The 19,828-nt window shown below is 50.1% G+C and carries 15 protein-coding genes; 6 read left to right on the top strand and 9 right to left on the bottom strand.

Going from position 1 to position 19,828, the window contains the following annotated elements; all coding sequences use genetic code 11:
• Positions 1-144: 144 nt before the first annotated feature.
• Positions 145-666: a peroxiredoxin family protein gene (locus ACJJIR_RS00560; protein WP_444906942.1), complete on the top strand. Its 522-nt coding sequence runs from the start codon at positions 145-147 to the stop codon at positions 664-666.
• Positions 667-733: 67 nt separating this feature from the next.
• On the opposite strand, the gene ACJJIR_RS00555 is transcribed toward ACJJIR_RS00560, so the two are convergent.
• On the bottom strand, positions 734-1,069 hold the full coding sequence (locus ACJJIR_RS00555; protein WP_444906941.1) for a PAS domain-containing protein: 336 nt from the start codon (positions 1,067-1,069) through the stop codon (positions 734-736).
• A gap of 200 nt (positions 1,070-1,269) precedes the next feature.
• Between ACJJIR_RS00555 and ACJJIR_RS00550 the strand changes: the two genes are divergently transcribed.
• Positions 1,270-3,168 carry a hypothetical protein gene (locus ACJJIR_RS00550; protein WP_444906940.1) on the top strand — a complete coding sequence of 633 codons (1,899 nt, stop codon included), beginning with the start codon at positions 1,270-1,272 and terminating at the stop codon, positions 3,166-3,168.
• A gap of 69 nt (positions 3,169-3,237) precedes the next feature.
• On the opposite strand, the gene ntrC is transcribed toward ACJJIR_RS00550, so the two are convergent.
• The 4 genes from ntrC to glnA all read right to left on the bottom strand — a co-directional run bounded on the left by ntrC (position 3,238) and on the right by glnA (position 8,196).
• A complete protein-coding gene (gene ntrC / locus ACJJIR_RS00545) occupies positions 3,238-4,644 on the bottom strand; it encodes a nitrogen regulation protein NR(I) (RefSeq protein ID WP_444906939.1) in 1,407 nt (468 codons plus the stop codon).
• Positions 4,645-4,647: 3 nt separating this feature from the next.
• The gene (gene glnL / locus ACJJIR_RS00540) at positions 4,648-5,730 is read right to left on the bottom strand and encodes a nitrogen regulation protein NR(II) (protein WP_444906938.1); all 1,083 of its coding nucleotides are present in this window, start codon (positions 5,728-5,730) and stop codon (positions 4,648-4,650) included.
• A gap of 316 nt (positions 5,731-6,046) precedes the next feature.
• The gene (locus tag ACJJIR_RS00535; RefSeq protein ID WP_444895769.1) at positions 6,047-6,601 is read right to left on the bottom strand and encodes a DUF4124 domain-containing protein; all 555 of its coding nucleotides are present in this window, start codon (positions 6,599-6,601) and stop codon (positions 6,047-6,049) included.
• A gap of 188 nt (positions 6,602-6,789) precedes the next feature.
• Positions 6,790-8,196 (bottom strand): glutamate--ammonia ligase, encoded by a 1,407-nt coding sequence (glnA, locus tag ACJJIR_RS00530; RefSeq protein ID WP_108734896.1) that lies wholly within the window; start codon positions 8,194-8,196, stop codon positions 6,790-6,792.
• Between the two features lie 325 nt (positions 8,197-8,521).
• Here glnA and thiI point away from each other — a divergent pair, with 325 nt between their 5' ends.
• From thiI to ACJJIR_RS00515, 3 genes are all read left to right on the top strand, one after another.
• Positions 8,522-10,003, top strand: a complete 1,482-nt coding sequence (gene thiI / locus ACJJIR_RS00525; protein WP_413663717.1) for a tRNA uracil 4-sulfurtransferase ThiI — start codon at positions 8,522-8,524, stop codon at positions 10,001-10,003.
• Between the two features lie 200 nt (positions 10,004-10,203).
• Entirely contained in the window at positions 10,204-12,012 is a 1,809-nt protein-coding gene (gene typA / locus ACJJIR_RS00520; protein ID WP_282930811.1) for a translational GTPase TypA, read from the top strand.
• Positions 12,013-12,545: 533 nt separating this feature from the next.
• Positions 12,546-14,579 (top strand): glycosyl hydrolase family 18 protein, encoded by a 2,034-nt coding sequence (locus tag ACJJIR_RS00515; protein WP_444906937.1) that lies wholly within the window; start codon positions 12,546-12,548, stop codon positions 14,577-14,579.
• A 1,393-nt stretch (positions 14,580-15,972) separates the two neighbouring features.
• Here ACJJIR_RS00515 and ACJJIR_RS00510 read toward each other — a convergent pair.
• On the bottom strand, positions 15,973-16,494 hold the full coding sequence (locus tag ACJJIR_RS00510; protein WP_444895764.1) for a macro domain-containing protein: 522 nt from the start codon (positions 16,492-16,494) through the stop codon (positions 15,973-15,975).
• Positions 16,495-16,672: 178 nt separating this feature from the next.
• Here ACJJIR_RS00510 and ACJJIR_RS00505 point away from each other — a divergent pair, with 178 nt between their 5' ends.
• On the top strand, positions 16,673-17,755 hold the full coding sequence (locus ACJJIR_RS00505) for a GGDEF domain-containing protein (protein ID WP_444895763.1): 1,083 nt from the start codon (positions 16,673-16,675) through the stop codon (positions 17,753-17,755).
• A 3-nt stretch (positions 17,756-17,758) separates the two neighbouring features.
• On the opposite strand, the gene ACJJIR_RS00500 is transcribed toward ACJJIR_RS00505, so the two are convergent.
• The 3 genes from ACJJIR_RS00500 to ACJJIR_RS00490 are packed head-to-tail and all read right to left on the bottom strand — an operon-like array spanning position 17,759 to position 19,826.
• Positions 17,759-18,529, bottom strand: a complete 771-nt coding sequence (locus ACJJIR_RS00500) for a VIT1/CCC1 transporter family protein (protein ID WP_444895762.1) — start codon at positions 18,527-18,529, stop codon at positions 17,759-17,761.
• Between the two features lie 11 nt (positions 18,530-18,540).
• Positions 18,541-19,023: a GNAT family N-acetyltransferase gene (locus tag ACJJIR_RS00495; RefSeq protein WP_444906936.1), complete on the bottom strand. Its 483-nt coding sequence runs from the start codon at positions 19,021-19,023 to the stop codon at positions 18,541-18,543.
• A gap of 35 nt (positions 19,024-19,058) precedes the next feature.
• Positions 19,059-19,826 carry a hypothetical protein gene (locus ACJJIR_RS00490; RefSeq protein WP_444906935.1) on the bottom strand — a complete coding sequence of 256 codons (768 nt, stop codon included), beginning with the start codon at positions 19,824-19,826 and terminating at the stop codon, positions 19,059-19,061.
• Positions 19,827-19,828 lie beyond the last annotated feature (2 nt).

The following is a 19,828-nucleotide window of genomic DNA, read 5'->3' as shown; positions in this document are numbered from 1 at the left end:
AAAACGGCAAGTCCATAACGGTGCATTGACGCACCAATATTCTTACTTTGGCGCATAAAGCATAGCAGTTATAGCTGAGCTATTGGCCAGTTAGACCTTAGGGCAGTAGCATAGGCGTATCGGTAAACTACAAGGGAAATATTCGTGAAATATCTGCTGACCTTCTTTATTACTGCGTTTATCAGCCTTCCCAGCCTCGCTCTGGAAGTAGGTGAAATGGCGCCAAATTTCACTCTCAAGGGGTCTGATGGCCAAACCCACACATTGGCGGACCTCCAGGGCAAAAGCGCTGTTGTGATCGCCTGGTTTCCCAAGGCATTCACCCGTGGCTGCACCATAGAGTGTAAATCGCTCGCCCAAAACGGTCACTTGATCAAAGCTTATGAAGTCACCTATTTTATGGCCAGTACAGATGATCTTGACGATAACACCCGATTTGCTGAAGAGAGCGAAGCGGACTTCCCGTTACTCAGTGACCCCACCGGTGAAACGGCTAAAGCGTACGATGTACTTATTCCCGTAATGAATATCGCCCGCCGCGTTACCATTTATATCGGTAAAGATGGCCGAATTAAAAAAATTGACAAGGATATTAAACCGGCAACCAGCGCAGAGGATATAGCGCGAACGCTTGGTGAATTGGGAACTCAAAAAGTTTCAACCTGAAGGGTAATCCAGATCAATTACTATAAATATCAAATAGCTCAAATTTTGGGCTATTTGTATTGCAAAATCACTTTTTAATAGAAAAAGAAATTCCAAAACAACATTGCTCTCCTTCAAAATCCGCCAGCCACTTACACACACTTAGGTTAACTTCACCCAGGCTAGATTGAACGACATGTTCGAGAAGGTAATCGGGCTCCCCTGAGGAAAATACACGCTGATCAGCCTCACGTAACGCTTTGGCATTCTCTGCCCAGGCCAATTGGACATCAGTTTTACCAACCACATCCTCTCCAGCCAATTCGCATATCCTTTGGTTACCCCAAATATATTTCTCACTTTTATCTTTCACCCAAAACAAGAATGGAACGTCATCAACGACTTTCAATTCATCTCGAGTCATATAACACCTGTGGATTGCTCACATAAAGCATTTAATAAAAATAATAATAGCTGAGTTAATCGACCCCATAGGCTCATAAAAAAATAAAAGGAAAACTTAGCTATATAACTTAATGCATGCGTACCACTATTATGCCGTGCAATTTAGCTTCACAAAGGTATCATACTGCCAATAATTAATATTGAATATAGAGAGAGGTTATGAAGGAACTGACCAGACACCTAACAATACTGGCAGCATCATCGATTCTTGTTAGTGCATGTAGCGGAGGTGGAAGCAATTCATCTAGCCCAGAGCCGACACCAGAAGTACCATCAATTACCCTACATGGAGTCTTTGACGAAAGCTTCTCTGAGTTTCCAGAAATAACAGTCAGCATTGGCGAAAGCCAATATACTGCCGAGCAAACAAACAACAATGAATTCACGGTTGAAATAGAAGGCGGACATAGCGACGAGCTAGTAACCATAATTGCGCAGGGTGCGGTCTCAGATGACTGGAGTTACAGTTTTAAATCCTATGCTGGGTCATTTAGTGAACTCTCGAGCCAAGCAATAAATAATGAAGTAAGCTACCTCAACAATAACCCGGGTTTAGTGTTAAACAGCTTATCAGCGTCGATCTCCAACCTTGCAGAGATATCAAACAACAACAGTGAAATCACAACCACTGAAGGCCTAAAAAAACATATTTTCGAAGTGCCTATGGAGGATGCTATTAATTTAGCTATATTCCTAAAAGGTGCAATTAATGAAGAGTTCTCAGACAACACGAACTTTTTCTTTCTCGAAGATAGATATTCAAATACGACAGACTTCATCAGAGATTATTCATTCTCAAAAGCCTATATAGAAGACATAATTCAATCAAATCAAGAGTATGCAGATGAGCTTCTACTGAAAATCCTAGACAATAATTACTCTCACCAACAGAATTACAGGCTGAATGAATCCTTAGAAACAATCTTTTTGACTGGAAGCTCAGGCAGCGACAATTTAATACCCGGGGTCATACAACTCAAGGAAGAATTACAAAATTCCGGCACAGCTAATTTTATTGGAATTGGAGAGTTCACTCTGTCACTGGATGAGGACGGTGACATTAATGGACAAATAGCTGACGGAGTAAGCTGGGGCAGGTTCAGCCTTCATAACTGTATAGATATTCGAAACAGCAACTTTAATACAAGGCATATTTATTCGACGCCATATAGCCAGGTACTGGAGATCAACCTCAATAGCACTTGTACAAGCCAGAGCGAGGAGCAATATGAATACAGCGAAAAAAGATACTTAAACACCATAAATACAAGTTATTCCGCCTCCTGGGAATCAATTCCCAGTCACTTTTCAACTAAAACTTACCATCCAAATTTCCACCAAAACTGCAACTGCAAATACTTCTCTGGAAAGTTCAGCATGGACTCTGAGAATACTGGTAAAGAGAAATTTGGGCCGGACCTAAAAGAAGAAGAAACATTTTCAGCAGTTCTAACTAATGAATTAGTCATAAACTACGAAAGTGGCCAACAAACACGTTACATTCCCATGAGTACATTCGGAAATGCGACCAGGGTCATTGCCGTTAGCACAGGTAGCGATGGCACAACAGATATATTTTCTAGTTTTTTGGTTGAAGAAGATGACACACTACTTGAGGCTCCTCCATTAAGAGTGGAGACTCACACTTCATTTCCAACTCCCAATATTTGGGCAGTCGTTTATTCCGATAATGGAACTATTCAACAAGAATTTACCTACCCTCTCGATCCATTCAATCCATTTTCTGACTATGACTGGATGACGGATGAACGCAAAGGCTCGTGGGAGATAGCAGCAGACGGCTCAATAGTTTCGAACCACTACTATGATCCAAATCTGGAAACGGAGGAGAATTCCACTGCTGCTTACCTGCCATCCTGCGAGGGACAATCTGAAGACTGCATACTATGGAAAAAAAGGCGATTACGACTTATCAATACCGATGAGGATATCTACTATCTTGAATCTTACCTTGAAATCTTCTCTTCAAGACTAGAAGAAGGCCAGACAGATTATAAAAACGGCTTCATTGGCCGCTTTAAAAAAGTAGATATCTAAAACCAGCTGCAATCTATTTTAATTGAAAAATGTGCTTGGAGAAAAATTTTCCCCAAGCACAAACTCTCTTTATTCCCCACCGATCTCCAATTCTTTTAGCTTCCGTGTCAAGGTATTTCTACCCCATCCCAATAGATCAGCTGCATCGCGTTTACGCCCAGCAGTATGCTTAAGCGCAATTTCTATTAACGCTTTTTCAAATGCGGGAACAGCCTCATTTAAAATTTCGCGCTGCCCAGAGGATAGGGCCTGGTCAGCCCACAAGCGCAGTGCTTTTTGCCAGTCTGCCGGTGTTTCTGTCGTCGCGCCCTGCTGATGCAACTCCTGTGGCAAATCTTCAATATGCACCTCGCGCCCAGAGGCCATCACGGTAATCCAGCGGCAGGTATTTTCCAGTTGTCGTACATTACCAGGCCAATCCAGCCCAGAGAGGTACTCCTCAGTTTCCTTGGTTAGGATCTTTGACTCCACCCCCAGATCTTTTGCCGCAGCATTAAAGAAATGCCTCACCAATCGCGGAATATCCTCACGGCGATCCGCGAGTCTTGGAATATGGATGCGAATAACATTCAGGCGGTGAAACAGGTCCTCGCGAAATTTATGCTGACATACCAACTCTTCCAGATCCTGGTGAGTCGCCGCAATAATACGCACATCCACTTTGACCGGGGTGTGGCCACCGACACGGTAAAATTCACCATCAGCCAACACGCGCAATAACCGGGTTTGCGTATCTGCGGGCATATCACCAATTTCATCTAGAAACAGGGTGCCACCATTGGCCTGTTCAAAACGTCCGGCACGCTGGGAGCTGGCACCGGTAAAGGCCCCTTTTTCATGGCCAAATAATTCAGACTCCATCAGGTCCTTGGGTATAGCCGCCATATTCAATGCAATAAATGGCTTATCCCTGCGCGGACTGTGATTGTGCAGAGCCTGCGCCACTAACTCCTTACCGGTGCCGGATTCACCGTTGATTAAAACGGTGATATTGGAGTGAGACAAACGGCCAATCGCACGGAAGACCTCCTGCATCGCCGGCGCTTCTCCAATAATTTCTTTATTACCCTGACCATTTTCCGGCTCAACCCGTTCTTCAGCACTCTGTTCACTGGCGTGCATCAATGCGCGCCGGGTTACCGCTACGGCCTCATCAATATCAAATGGCTTAGGCAGGTATTCAAAGGCTCCCCCTTGGTAAGCAGCTACCGCGCTATCCAGGTCCGAGTGCGCAGTCATAATAATTATCGGCAGACTCGGTCGTTCAGCCTGGAAACGCTGCAACAATTTAAAGCCATCGGAGCCCGGCATGCGGATATCACTGATTACTACATCCGGTGAATCGCTATAGAAATCATCCAGGGCGCGGTCGCCACTCTCGTAACACTGGGTATCAATTCCCTCACGCGATAGCGCTCTCTCCAGCACCCAGCGGATTGATCTGTCGTCGTCAATAATCCAAACGCGATTACTCATTCTCTAGGTTCCTGTATTAGCTAATTCGGTAGTCAGGGGCAGATAAATTTGGAAAATGCTACGGCCGGGTTGGCTGTCACACTTAATCAGCCCCTTGTGCTGATTAATAATGTTCTGGGAAATTGAAAGTCCAAGACCTGAACCCTCGGCGCGGCCGGATATCATCGGGAAGAATATCCGCTCGCGAATTTCCTCCGGTATGCCCGGGCCGTTATCTTCAATTTCTATACGGCAGACCAATGGGCAGTTGCGGCGGCCAATGGTGAATTGGCGCTGGATACGCGTACGCAATACCATCTCCCCACTACTGAGGCCAATACTTTCATCGATGGCTTGCATGGCGTTGCGGGCAATATTAAGCAGCGCCTGAATCAATTGTTCGCTATCGGCGGGAACATCGGGAATAGACGGATCGTAGTCCCTGCGAATTTGAAGCTCACCGATACACTCTGCATCCAGTAATTGGGCAACCCGCTCCAGAACCTCGTGCACATTAACCGGCTCCAGTACTACCGGCTGGCGTGGTCCCAATAAACGGTCAACCAGATTGCGCAGGCGATCCACTTCCTCGATGATAATCTGTGTATATTCGTCTAACTCCCGGTCCGGCAACTCGCGCTGCAATAGTTGTGCCGCCCCGCGGATACCACCGAGGGGGTTCTTGACCTCATGGGCCATACCGCGAACCAGGTTTCGTGTCGTTTCCTGGGCACTGAGCAGCGCATCTTCCCTGGCAATTCGCAACAGGCGATCCATCGGCTGCACTTCCACAAGTAGCACAGAAAACTCGGGGACCGGGCTGACTGAGTAATCCACGGTCCGGGTTTCAAGATTGTTCAACCTCCAACTGGCCCGGCGCACTGTATACTTCTCATTTTTGCGCAATGCTTCCCGCATAGCCTCATAGGCAGTGGGAGATTCTCGCACCACCTCCTCCAACTTCGAGCCTTTAACCCGGGTACTGGAGGCGGCAAACAAGTCCTCAGCAGCATTGTTCAAATAGCAAAGCGATAAGTTTTCATCCAGCACCAACACTGCGGAAGTCAGGCTATCGAGTAATTGGCGCAACTGGCGATCATTCAGCATTCACAAAATTTCCGATTCATTCCGAGGCTCTGACCAAACTCCCTTTGGTCACCCCCAGCAAACTAGCGCTGTATCTAGTCAGTGCAAAAAGCAAACCAAAATGGCGCATAAGCTGGCATTTGTAGGCGGAAGCAGCTTCAACCGGACACAATCAGTGCGCGATTAGCAACAACGGCATTGCGAGTATTCAGTCTCAGAAATAGGATGCCGCCGACCACAGAGAGAATGCACCATCAAGGTGCATAGGTCAAAAAACAGGCAGGCGGACTTTAGAGCGAAGTAAGGGGTAGCGGGAGCTTTGCACTCCCTCAAACATTCACCCCCGAGCTATCGGGCGCTTGACATGAATTGTGATCGTTTGCGACTGGGCCAATACTTGCCCTTTGGGCCCTAGCAGAACCGCCTTGAGCGTATGGGTACCGCGGACCAGGGCGGAGATATCCAGGGAGTTACCAGCCGAACTTCCCTGCCAGCGCTGCCCATCAATAACCGCATAAAAGCTAGCGCCCTCTGGATAATTGGGGGCCACATCCACCTGAAGCGCTATCAGTGTCTGCCCTGGCGGAATAGTCGCCTCATTAATTGGACTCACAATTCGAATCGATACCGGCCCCAACTCTCCATCATCACTTTTGGGCGACAGCTTTCTTGTGGGCAGCTGGCGGGGCAGCGCAATTGGCTGAATATTGATTGGGGCTAAATCCACTTTCTCTGAGTTGCCATTTGCCGGTGGTGTATCGCTAAAACTGACCTGGCCATCGGGCCCAACCACTTTGTAGATCGCGCCAGCCTCTTCATTCTCTTGAGAAGCCGCAACTGCCACCAGAGGCATTGCGAGTAACAGGGCCTTTAATTGCCAAAACCTTGCCATAGTGTTTTCGACCGCAGGGCGGACGCTCCTTTCTTCCCAGATCGGGCCAATGGGATATTCCTGAGCCTCCGCATAGCGGCACTCAATTCACTTCCACTGACAGTGTACTCGCAATAAAAAAGCCCGCACCAGGGTGGCGCGGGCTTTTCGAGAACAGCTCGACGGCATCATCGTGATGCCGGTCGCCATTACACGGAGTAGTACATATCGAACTCAACCGGGTGAGTGGTCATGTTCAGGCGCTCTACTTCTTCACGCTTCAGCTCGATGTAGGCATCGATAGCATCGTTAGTGAATACACCACCGGCTGTCAGGAACTCGCGATCCTGATCCAGAGCATCCAGGGCGCCTTCCAGGCTGGAAGCGACAGTCGGGTACTCAGCCAACTCTTCCGGCGGCAGATCGTACAGGTCCTTGTCCGCAGCATCGCCAGGGTGGATCTTGTTCTTGATACCGTCGAGACCCGCCATCAGCAGTGCGGCGAAAGACAGGTATGGGTTGGCGGTCGGGTCCGGGAAGCGAGTCTCGATGCGCTTGCCTTTCGGGGAGGGCACGAAAGGAATACGGATAGACGCAGAGCGGTTACGCGCAGAGTAAGCCAGGATTACCGGCGCTTCGAAGCCAGGTACCAGACGCTTGTAAGAGTTGGTGGAAGCGTTGCACAGCGCGTTCAGGGCGCGAGCATGCTTAACGATACCGCCGATGTAGTACAGAGCAGCTTCGGACAGACCAGCGTAGGCGTCACCGGCAAACTGGTTTACGCCATCCTTGCTAAAGGACTGGTGAACGTGCATACCGGAACCGTTATCGCCAACCAGCGGCTTGGGCATAAAGGTCGCGGTCTTGCCGTAGGCGTGGGCAACGTTGTGTACAGCGTACTTGAGGATCTGTACTTCGTCCGCTTTCTTAGTCAGGGTGTTGGCGGCAACGCCGATCTCACACTGGCCAGCAGTACCCACTTCGTGGTGATGCACTTCTACGCGCAGGCCCATCTGTTCCATCGCAGAACACATTGCGGCGCGAACGTCGTGCAGGGAATCCACCGGAGGAACCGGGAAGTAACCGCCTTTAACGCCGGGACGGTGACCAATATTGCCTTCTGCAAAGTTGTGACCTGAGGACCAGGCTGCTTCTTCGGAGTTGATCTTGTAGAAGGCGCCGCCCATTTCGGCACCCCAGGTGATGTCGTCGAATACGAAGAACTCGGGCTCGGGACCGAACAGAGCGGTGTCACCCAGGCCAGTGGACTTCAGGTATTCCTCAGCGCGCAATGCGATGGAGCGAGGATCGCGCTCGTAACCCTGACCAGTAATTGGGTCGACGATGTTACAGCGAATGATAACGGTGCTCTCATCGGTGAAGGGGTCGAGGAAAGCTGTCTCGTCGTCCGGCATCAGGATCATGTCGGATTCGTTGATGCCCTTCCAACCGGCGATGGAAGAACCATCGAACATTTTGCCTTCTTCAAAGAACTCACCGTCAACTTCCGACGCAGGGATGGAAACGTGTTGTTCTTTACCCTTGGTATCGGTAAAGCGCAGGTCTATCCATTTCGCTTCACTTTCATTAATCAAACCGAGCGTTTTCGCTGACATTGCAGTCCTCCAGGTCTTGAAAAGTAATTGGTCGCTATGCCTTGCTGTCGCTGCCGGCATTCACTCTCTACCTGGCGTGAAATAAAGCAAGGAGTGTGCCAAATTAGGGCAATCGCCTCATAGTCCCGGTTGGCGCCGGTGCGAGCCCCAGCAAAGTGCTGACGCAGCCAGGATAGATGTATTGTGGCCGAGCAGCCACATAAATACGCACCAAAATAGAACATACTTGCTCTCGCTTCGCCCGCAAACAGTGCACAACCAACTTGGCTCCGGCTAGTTTATAATGCCGCACCTTCTATCAACATGCGGTACCCCACGGATTCCCATGCACTTTGTCGTCAAGTTTTTTCCAGAGATCACCATCAAGAGCAACCCTGTGCGCAAGCGCATGTCGCGCCAGCTCAAGGACAACCTGCAGCGCCTGCTGCGCCAGCTGGACGACCGTATCCAGGTGCGAAAGGATTGGGAAAAGATCGATGTGATCGCGCCCGATGCTGTGTCCCACCTGGGTGGACGTATCGAAGAGGTGCTCTCTCACACCCCCGGCATCGCCAACTTCTCCCGCGTGCGCCAGTTCCCCCTGGGCGACCTGCATGACATGTACGAGAAAACCCTGTCGGTATGGGGAGACGCCCTGAAGGACAAGACTTTCTGCGTCAGGGTTAAGCGCACCGGCAAACACGACTTCCAATCCCTGGATGTGGAGCAGTACGTGGGCGGCGGCCTCAACAAGAACACCGAGGCATCCGGAGTCAAACTGAAAAACCCCGACATCACCGTTAAGCTGGAGATCCGCCACGATAAGCTCAACGTGATCGAAGAGCAGCATCCCGGCCTGGGCGGCTTCCCCCTGGGCACGCAAGACCCGGTTTTGTCGCTGGTATCCGGTGGCTTCGATTCTACCGTGGCCAGTTACATGACCATGAAGCGCGGTATCCGCACCCACTTCCTGTTCTTCAACCTGGGCGGACGCCAGCACGAGTTGGGCGTGAAAGAAGTCGCCTACTACCTGTGGAACAAATACGGTGCTTCCCATCGGGTGCGCTTTATCACTGTGCCGTTTGACGAAGTCGTGGCAGAGATTCTCGAGCGGGTCGACGACTCCCATATGGGCGTCATTTTGAAGCGCATGATGCTGCGCGCCGCCGATGTGATCGCCAAGGAACTGGAGGTGGACGCCGTAGTCACCGGTGAAGCCATCGCCCAGGTTTCCAGCCAGACCCTGAAAAATCTGTCGGTGATCGACAGTGTTACCAATACCCTGGTATTGCGCCCACTGATCACCACCGACAAGACCGATATTATCCGCACCTCCCGGGCCATCGGCACTGAAGAGTTCGCCGCCAATATGCCGGAATACTGCGGCGTTATCTCGGTAAAACCCACCACCCGCGCCAAGATTGAAAAAGTGGAGTCCGAGGAAAACCGCTTCGATTTCACCGTCCTCGATCGCGCTATCAGCAATCGGGTGATGCAAAATATTGATCAGGTGATCGAAGAAGTCGATGGCGAAGCACCGGATGTGGAGATCCGCGAAGAGCCGGGCAGCGCTGTGGTTATCGATATCCGCCACCCGGATGAGGAGGAGCTGGATCCACTGGAGCTTGGCTGTGAGGTGCAGACTATTCCTTTCTACCGTCTCAACAACAGCTTTGCCCACCTGGACCAAGAGCGTGAGTACCTCCTGTATTGCTCCAAAGGCGTTATGAGCCGCCTGCACGCCTCACACCTGTTGGACGAAGGTTTTCGCAATGTGGGCGTGCTGCGCCCGCTGATTCCCCACAGACCGGAAACCATTAAGAAGTAACTTCTGCTCAAGGCGCGGGCAATTACCGCCCGCGCGGGTTTTAAAGCGATCAGCGCCCCGGGGCGGTGATTTTTTACTCAAAATCACTCCCAATTGTCATGCGGCCCCCCTATAATCGCCGCCTTTGGCCGGAATGCTGCTGTAGAAACCCCGCAGGCCCCCGCCCCGACTTACCAAGATTTAACGCCCAGAGGCCCCCAGTGATAGAGAATCTGCGCAATATTGCGATTATCGCCCACGTAGACCATGGCAAAACCACCCTTGTGGACAAGCTGTTGTCCCAGTCCGGCACTCTCGACCGCCGCGACGAAGGCGCCGAGCGCGTCATGGACTCCAACGATCAAGAGCGTGAGCGTGGCATCACCATCCTGGCGAAAAACACCGCTATCCGCTGGAATGACTACCGCATCAATATTGTCGACACCCCAGGGCACGCCGACTTCGGCGGCGAGGTAGAGCGCGTACTGTCCATGGTGGATTCAGTTCTGCTGCTCGTAGACGCAGTAGATGGCCCCATGCCGCAGACTCGCTTCGTTACCCAGAAGGCGTTTGAGCAGGGCCTCAACCCGATCGTGGTGATTAACAAGATCGACCGCCCCGGCGCTCGCCCCGACTGGGTGATGGACCAGGTATTCGACCTGTTCGACAGCCTCGGCGCCACCGACGAGCAGTTGGACTTCCCGGTTGTCTACGCCTCCGCCCTGAACGGCATCGCCGGTCTCGACGACACCGACCTGGCCGACGATATGACGCCGCTGTTCCAGATGATTGTGGACAAGGTTGAGCCCCCGAAGGTTGACCCCACCGGCGCCTTCCAGATGCAGGTTTCCGCTCTGGACTACTCCAGCTACGTAGGCGTAATCGGCGTTGGCCGTATCACTCGCGGTACCCTGAAGCCGAACCAGCAAGTGGTAGTTCTCGATCGCGAGGGCAACTCGCGCAAAGCCAAGGTCCTGCAGGTTATGGGTTACCTCGGCCTGGAGCGTGTAGAAGTGGAGCAAGCCAGTGCTGGCGATATCGTGTGTATCACCGGTGTGGGTGAGCTAAATATCTCCGATACCCTGTGCGATCTGGATACTCCAGAAGCCCTGCCCGCCCTGAGCGTGGACGAGCCCACCGTAAGCATGACCTTCCAGGTCAACGACTCCCCCTTTGCTGGCCAGGACGGCAAGTTCGTTACCTCGCGCAACATCAAAGAGCGTCTTGACCAGGAGCTGATTCACAACGTGGCCCTGCGTGTAGAGCAAGGCGACTCTCCTGATAAGTTCAAGGTTTCCGGCCGAGGCGAATTGCACTTGTCTGTCCTCATCGAATCCATGCGCCGAGAAGGTTTCGAGCTGGGCGTTTCCCGCCCCGAAGTGGTGCAGAGAGAGGTCGACGGAGAGATCCACGAGCCTTATGAAGAAGTGGTTATCGATGTTGAGGAACCTCATCAGGGGCCCATTATGGAAGAGCTGGGCCTGCGCAAGGCCGATCTCACCAATATGGAGCCCGATGGCAAAGGTCGCGTGCGCCTAACCTTTATCGTGCCCTCGCGCGGCATGATCGGCTTCCGCTCCCAATTCCTTACCATCACCAGTGGTTCTGGCATTATGACCAGTATCTTCGACCACTACGGTCCGGTGAAGCAGGGTGAGGTGGCCAAGCGCATCAACGGTGTACTGGTTTCCATGGTCAAGGGCAAAACCCTCGCCTATGGTCTGTTCGCACTACAAGATCGTGGTCGCCTGTTCCTGGGCCACGGCGAAGAGGTCTACGAAGGCCAAATCGTCGGTATTCACTCCCGTGGCAACGACCTGGTGGTAAACCCCACCAAGGCCAAACAGCTCACTAATGTGCGCGCGTCAGGTACCGACGATGCACTCACTCTATCACCACCCATTCGTCACACCCTTGAGCAGGCTCTGGAATTTATCGAAGACGATGAATTGGTAGAAGTGACTCCTAACTTTATCCGCCTGCGCAAGAAAATTTTGCAGGAAAATATGCGCAAGCGCGCGAAGAAATAATTAGTATTTTCTTCAACTTTAAAAAGGGCCCTCTGGGCCCTTTTTTGTTTTTGCCATATCATGACATCTTCAATCCCTGAAGAGGGACAATCAAAAACTTCTCCGTAGCAACATTTCATAGTAAAGAGGTGATTGATTAACTCGACAGAAGCCGTGCTGCACTAAACTGCAGGGAGGCTGCCTGCAAGAGGCCGTAAATATCGCTCGCCAGAATCCGGTATTTTTTTCCGATCTCTTACCCCAAAAAGAAAATTTATCTTCTTTTGATATTAAATAATCGACCATTTTTATCGTTGATCTGCTCAAATATTTATTCCTGGAAGGTGCAATTAAATTTATGCCCGCACTTTTTATTGTCCCCATCATAAAATTACAGCGGAAATAAATATAACCACTCAGCCACTACCCTCCGTGGCTTGCACATTTATTCCACATTTCCTCGCGGAACTTTTACCTCTCCATTTATTCAAATTTTTCCACATATAACGACAAATTTCTTTATACATAATTAAGACCTATGGGAGGTCAATCTAATGTTTTCTTTCCTGCAATCTCAGGATCGAACAAGGATGTTGGTGGGCAGCCGCAGTGAACGCGGATCTAAATTTGGGTTTAAATTAAAAGCTGCGGCGGCACTCGCAGCAGCAATCGCCATCAGCGGAAACGTCAGCGCACAAGAAACCTCTAAACGTGTATCTGCCTATTGGGCCGATTGGGAATACTGGGCCGACTCATCCTTCACCCATGACAACGTGGATTTCTCCAAGCTCACTCACGTTCAGTACGCCTTTGCCTGGAATGACGAAGACGGCAACATCTACTTTACAGACCCCTACGTTTTCTACGGCCTGGGCGCCCAATCATTTTCCGGCGGCGCCGGTGATGGTCCCGTAAAATGCTCGCCGCAATTCTGGCACCCCTACAGCCAATACGATTCCAGTATTCAGCCCGCGGTCTGCCAGGGCTGGAATGACCACGAATCAGGTTTTGTAAAATCGGTACATGACGACGGTGCCAAGGCGATCCTGTCTATGGGCGGCTGGACCCTCTCCCACAAAGTCTCTGAGATGATGGAGAGCGACACCGCACGTGCAGCCTTTATCGAAAATGCAGTGACACTGCTTACTGACTGGGATTTCGATGGTCTCGATCTCGATTTCGAATACCCCGGCTATGCACCGAACGGCGGACGCTCGATCGACAAAGAAAACTTCACCACCCTGCTGCAAGAGCTGCGCGCGCGCTTCGATGAGGTTGAAGCGGAGACCGGCAAAAATCTGGAACTGACCGCTGCCGTGGCCTGTGGCCCCTCGATTGCAGAAGAGGGTTATGATTTTGCTGCTGTGGGCGAAGTCCTCGACTATGTCAACCTGATGACTTATGACTTTGGTGGCGACTGGGATACCGTAGCCCAGCATACCTCGCCGCTTTACCCCTATGAAGGCCAGGTCAACGAAGGCTTCGACGCAGACAGCTGCCGCAATATGTGGATGACTGAGGGCAATATTCCCGCTGAGAAGATCACCCTGGGTATGTCCCACTACGGCCGCAGCGTGGCTGGCGCCACCGCAATCGGTGAAGCCGCCTCCGGACAAGACGTCGCTCACTGGGGCTCTGACACCGAGACGCGCTACTACCAGATCGTTGAGAAAATGCAGAGCGACTCTTCATTCCAGACCGCTTACGATCCCGAGGCCGTCACCCACTATGGTTGGTTTGAGGATGGCGGTTTTATCTCTTTCGAAGATACGACTTCTATCGCCGCACGCGCCCAATATGTGCTCGACCAGGGCCTTGGTGGCGTGATGATCTGGCAGCTACGCGGCGGAATGTTATTGGAGAACAATGAATACCAGTATCCACTACTTGATGCCGCACTCGAAGTTTTCGGACAGGGTGGCTCCAGTGATAGCGATACCGGAGACACTGGCGATACCGGAGACACTGGCGATACCGGAGACACCGGAGACACCGGAGACACCGGAGACACCGGAGACACCGGAGACACCGGAGATACCGGAGACACTGGAGATACCGGAGACACTGGAGACACCGGAGATACTGGCGACACCGGAAGTGGCGGTGGCAATAATAATGGCGGAAGCAGCGCCTGCGTCGCGTTTGAGCAGCCCTATGCCGGCGACCCAGGTTATTCAGTCGGTGACGTTGTTGTCTTTGAAGGAGTCGCCTACGAGTCCACCCACGAGCCAAACTGGTGGTCTCCAGGTTCCGCGCCATCGCTGTGGACCGAAACCACCTGTCAAACTGAGGGCGAAGGCTCCGACAATGGTTCCGACAGCGGCTCTGACGATAGCAACAACAATGGCTCCGATAGCGGTTCTGACGACAACGCCGATAACGGTTCCGATGACAACACCGACAGCGATCAAGGTTCAGGTGAGACCGCTTCCTGCCCCGAATTCCAGCAGCCATATGCTGGTGACGAAGGCTATCAAGTTGGCGACCTAGTAACCTTCGAAGGCCAGGTTTACGTGTCTACCTTTGGACCCAACTGGTGGTCCCCGGCTAACGCTCCCCAGTACTGGGAAGCGAGTTCCTGCCAGTAACCTGGATACACTTTGGCCGCCTTCTCAGGGAAGGTGGCTCAATGTTTGTTCTAATAGAAGGGCCCTTATCGGGCCCTTTCTATTTATTATTTAGTCCGCGCTTAAAATAATTATTACGGCGCACCTTGTAAGATATGCATCACTTCACCAAAGCCATCCTTTGGCAAATTATTTCTCAACCAACGAATTCCATCATTTGTCAGATTTTGCTCATACTTAATTTGATTTTGATCTCGAAGATAAATTCTGAGCCTGGTGTAAGAGGCAATAAATCTCTGCAGCTTGTAATCAATTAAACTAATTTTTTATCATCCATTCTTAAAATGTATTTTGGAACCCAGCGGCTAGGTGCCGGACCAGTGCCAGTAGCTGTTTCAACCGCCTGAATTTGACTCCAATTATACTCTTTAGGAAAAAGGGAAAATAATGAGTTAAATTTCACTCTATTGGAGCTGGCAACAAAATAACTATTTATCCCCAAGACTATCAAAGTTAAAAAAACGATAAGATTCTAAAATTTTTACGAATTGATTGCCTCAACCTATAGTCTCCCAATATCTTAGACTTAACTCTTTATCAAGTTCTATTTTTCCGTAGGGATTAAGTATGCAAGCAGCTTAAAGAAGGTCGCAAACAATATTATAGAAACAAACATTACTGGCCGCATTGATAAAATATATCCCTCAGTAGTAAGGCCTGCCAAGATAGCGTTCTCAGATAAAGACTGTTCTCACTGAGATACTAAAAATTTTAAATAAGAAGTAACAATAAGAGCCACTAATGAAAGTGGTAAGCAGAATGACAATCCAGCCCTACTTACAGTGAATAATAACGCGCTGGCTATTCATAGGCGGCATGGGAAACTGTAAAAAAGAGGATTTCTTTTTCATTTTAGGGGACACTCACCCCCGACACAAAGCACATCTATGCCCTATGCCTTCATAGATATTTTGTTCTTGTATGCAGACTTTGCAGTGGTCCATAGTTACTAAAAATTTTTAGGCTTAAAAAATACATATAAAAATAATGCATATTTATTAAGTTATTGACAACTATCTTTAGCGAATAGATGACTCATTACAACTAACGATTTCAATATTTAGTACGTTAGAACTAAATAGTTAGGTGGAGACATAGCACTTAATAATCAACGGAAGAGTTAGAAAAGACTGTATAGCACCTGAATAACTCTCAATTCATGAGATCAGAAGACGACTTGGTAAGTTATTGCTTGTTAGACTGACATGCCGTGGTTCGATCTGCCTGCACCGCAGAACTACTTTATATACGCCACATTAGGTTATTGAAGGAACCATTAACTGCATGGAATCAATAGTGCTTAACTAAATAATTAACACAATAGGCTGTATCCCATTCAATTACCCGTGACACATCAATTATGGCCATAAAAGCGCTGCTCAACTTTCTGCCACTGCGCCAATGCAGTTTGTGAGTGCAAACAAACTGTGAGTCTCTCGAACCTTGAGGCATAAGCGCGTAAAACGGCCAATCCCTGGTGTGCCGCAATCTCGTGAGGGAAGCGGTTAGTGCCAGCTCCCAATGCCGGAAACAGTATCGTTTTGCAGCCGCGCTCTATCGCCAACTCTAAAACACTTTCATAGCAGTGTCTCAACAGCACTATGGCCTGGCTCCCCCATTGATCGCCACTGCTCCACTGGGGCGTAACAGTATGCAATAAGTAATCGACCGGTAAATCATAGGCTCGAGTCACGCGAGCTTCACCAACTGGGCATGCTCTTTGATTGGCACATTGGGGGGTTAACCGAGTCCCGCACTGGGCATAAATCTGCGCTGAAAGCCCCCGCCCCCGAATAAGATGCTTGTGTGCCGGACACACCAGAGCATCTCCACGCATCGTCAAGATATCGCCAGAAGTCAGTTGAATTTGTGTCACGATTTCTCAGTTCTAAAGTTTGAGTTACTGATACTGTAGCTTGCTACTTTGGTCGGTGACAGATTCCCCCTATACTCACCATTGCTTCACTCCGGCAGTGGCTACCAGCATAGTTGTATGATGCAGGACGGTCCCGAGCAAGCGGAAGGTTGCAGTCGGTATAGCAACGGGAATGACTATGAGCTCAGGGTATAACAATCAAAACCCCGCGATATCCACCTCTATTGATGAAGTGCAGCGCATAGATCTGCGCAGACGGATATTGGCCTCCTCTTATATGCTGATATTCGCTATGGCTATCACCGGAGCCATGGCGATCATCGCCCTTACTGCAACTAATATCCTGCAGGCATCGACGCTTTTTATCGTCGCGGTGGTTATTTTATTTGCATATATCACTGTCAACATTATCGGTCCTACCGAGAAAACGCCATTATTGGTGGGAATTCTTTTATTGGCGCTGTATTTCTACTTACTAATGACTGGTGGTGTAAACAATACCGGATTGATGTGGGCAGTTATGCTGGTCCCCGGATTTATCAACCTTTACGGCTATAAAACCGGCACCACTGCACTGCTCGGCATAGGTCTCGCTACGGCAGCAATCCTGTTTTATCCGGATTTCCCAGGGCTCACGGCCAAATATGATACGGCCTATCGTGCGCGTTTTATTGCAGTATTTGGTGCACTCACGGCTCTAACTGCATTACTTGACAGTAGCCGTCACCAAACTCAACAGCTCCTCCAGCGATTAACAGGTGAATTGGAGACCTATGCTGCCACGGACACATTGACCGGATTAGCGAATCGCAGAGAAGCATTTCGCGCCATTCATGAATTAGAACGCCGGAATGATGAGCTGAAAGATCAATATGTCATCCTTATCGGAGACTTAGATAACTTCAAGACGATCAACGATACCTACGGGCACTCCTTTGGCGACCGCGTATTACAAGATGTTGCCAAGATACTGAAAAGTAACACCCGGTCTGAGGATATTGTGGCGCGCTGGGGCGGCGAAGAATTTTTATTGCTATTGCCGAATACTGACTTGAAAGGCGGCAGTGTCCTTGCAGAAAAACTTCGTCGCAGAGTATCCACCCTCAGTCGCCGCTATACACGCCCGGTAAAAATCTCAATCAGTCTCGGAGTCGTCGAAGGCAGCACCAATGGCAAGCCACTCAATCAGCTATTGGCCGAAGCAGATAAACGTATGTATCGAGCCAAGAATGGCGGGCGCAACAAAGTGGTAGCCGCATAAATATTAAGTCACCAAGTGGCGCAGTAGATAGCCAACGACGAGTGCCAGGGCCGCTGCGCTACTGCCAAAAAACAGAGTTTTTAAGCCCGCCACCAGCAGGTGGTGGGAAAACACCAGTCCTTTGCACAAGCCAATAGCAAAAAAAGCGCAGACCGACAGAACGGCGCTCGCATAAAATTGTTCGGCGGGATTAAGGCTGTGGAAAAGGTAGGGCAGCAGGGGAATAGCACCTACACACAAAAAAGCGGCGAAGGTTATCAGTGCCGCCCCCAGAGGCTTATGCTCTAAGCGGCTTATACCGTACTCTTCCGCCAGCATTGTCTCTATCCACAGCTTTTGATTCGCGGTGATAGTGGCAACAATATTGTCGAGAACTTCACCTCGAAATCCCTTTCGATAGAAAATTTGCCTGATCTCTTCCCGCTCTCCCTCGGGAATTAAAGCAATATGCTGACGCTCTGTACGCATAGCCGCGGCTCGTTGCTCACGCTCCACACTGGCAGCTTCATAATTGCTTACCGCCATGCTGAAACCATCAGCGATAAGATTGGCAAAGCCCATCACAAGCACAACCGCTTCGGAGAAGCCTGCACCAAAAGCGCCCGCAACAATGGCAAAGGTAGTTACGCAGCCATCTATCGCTCCCAAAACAAAATCAGAGAGCCACTGTGACTGTGGACGACTTCGCAAGCGCGCCTCAATACGCTCCGGTCGATGCTCCTCAATTAGCGCTTCCCGGCTTTCCTGTTGGTGTTTTGGGTTTTGCCGGTCCATAACCAGGCGAGCTACTGTAAAAACCGCTGCATAACATAAGCATCTTGCAACCTTCCCAAAGGATCGGTAAATGCTCTATCTAGCGTTTTGATAATAGTGAAGCCCAGCTCGGTATAAAGGGTTATTGCGGGCTCATTGTCGCTGGGAACGTAGTTGAACTGCATTTCCAAATAGCCGGCGTCCTGGGCCCTGGCGATTGCATGCTGGACCAGTGCACGATCTACACCGCGATCGCGCACATCCGTGTGCACGAGAAAGTTGGCTGTCGCGACATGGCTATGAATACCAGGGAAATTAACCCCTAATTTATACACCCCCAGCAGGTGAGGTAACTCTTCGGCAACATAAGTCTGTAAGTCGTCATTAAGCCATTGAGCAGAAAACACTTCTCGACTGATCTTATGCGAGAAAGGCAGATCCCCTCTGTTTCGCACAACACTAAAGAGGCTCCACATGCCTTCGAGGTCATACTCTGTAGCCTGCCGAATATCCATAGAAATCCATATCTCAGACAGCTTGCCGCACTTGCCTAGCGCACAATGAAGCTCCCCCGATCTACACCGGTATTTCCAGTCTTGGGATCATAGGCATATAGCACAATTTCATAAACACCTGGCAAATCCGTCGCAAAAGGTGCACTAAAGGTATTCATAGTCTCCTGTATCTCTAGCGGCACTCGAGCAAATGATTTGCCATCTCTTTTAACCAATGCCACAACTTCTAACTTACTGCCGTCCCAAAGCCCACCATCGGTAAGTGAACATCCGCACATCATTACCACATTAGCGCGAATCTCAAAGGGACTCTGGTCCAAGCCTGTATAGAGATGGGTCTGTGGACTGAGTAAATCTACCAACATTCCCGGAATTTCCACAATCAACCCATCACCAGAGATAGGCTTTCCCGGAACCAGCCAAGTCTGTGTCTGCGCCACCACTCGGGCCTGCTTTTTGATATACGGCGCAAGAACTTCCACCGTCAGAAACACCGGCTCACTGATATTCAGTGTAGCGGTAAAATGCGCAGCGCCATCGGCGATAGATTGGAACCGCTCTCGGGGCGTTTTCATAATTCTGGTGGTGTCACCGGTGCTCCCTTGGGTAAGCCCCTTGGCAAGAATCGCCCCAGAATCTGCATCGCGAATAATAACCATGGCACCACCGATGGAGGAGCCAATAAACTTGGCATCCATGGCCTTGGCGCGCACAGTAATTTCAGTGGGTGTTGGCTCCGCCCATAAAGCGGAAGGAAACAGTTGTAATAGCAGAGCGACGATAATAAATCCTGAACGTCTCATAG

This window comes from Microbulbifer maximicatervae (SeqCode), from assembly GCF_052467385.1.
Note: the sequence above shows the minus strand (reverse complement) of the source record. Positions and strands in the feature narration are given on the sequence as shown.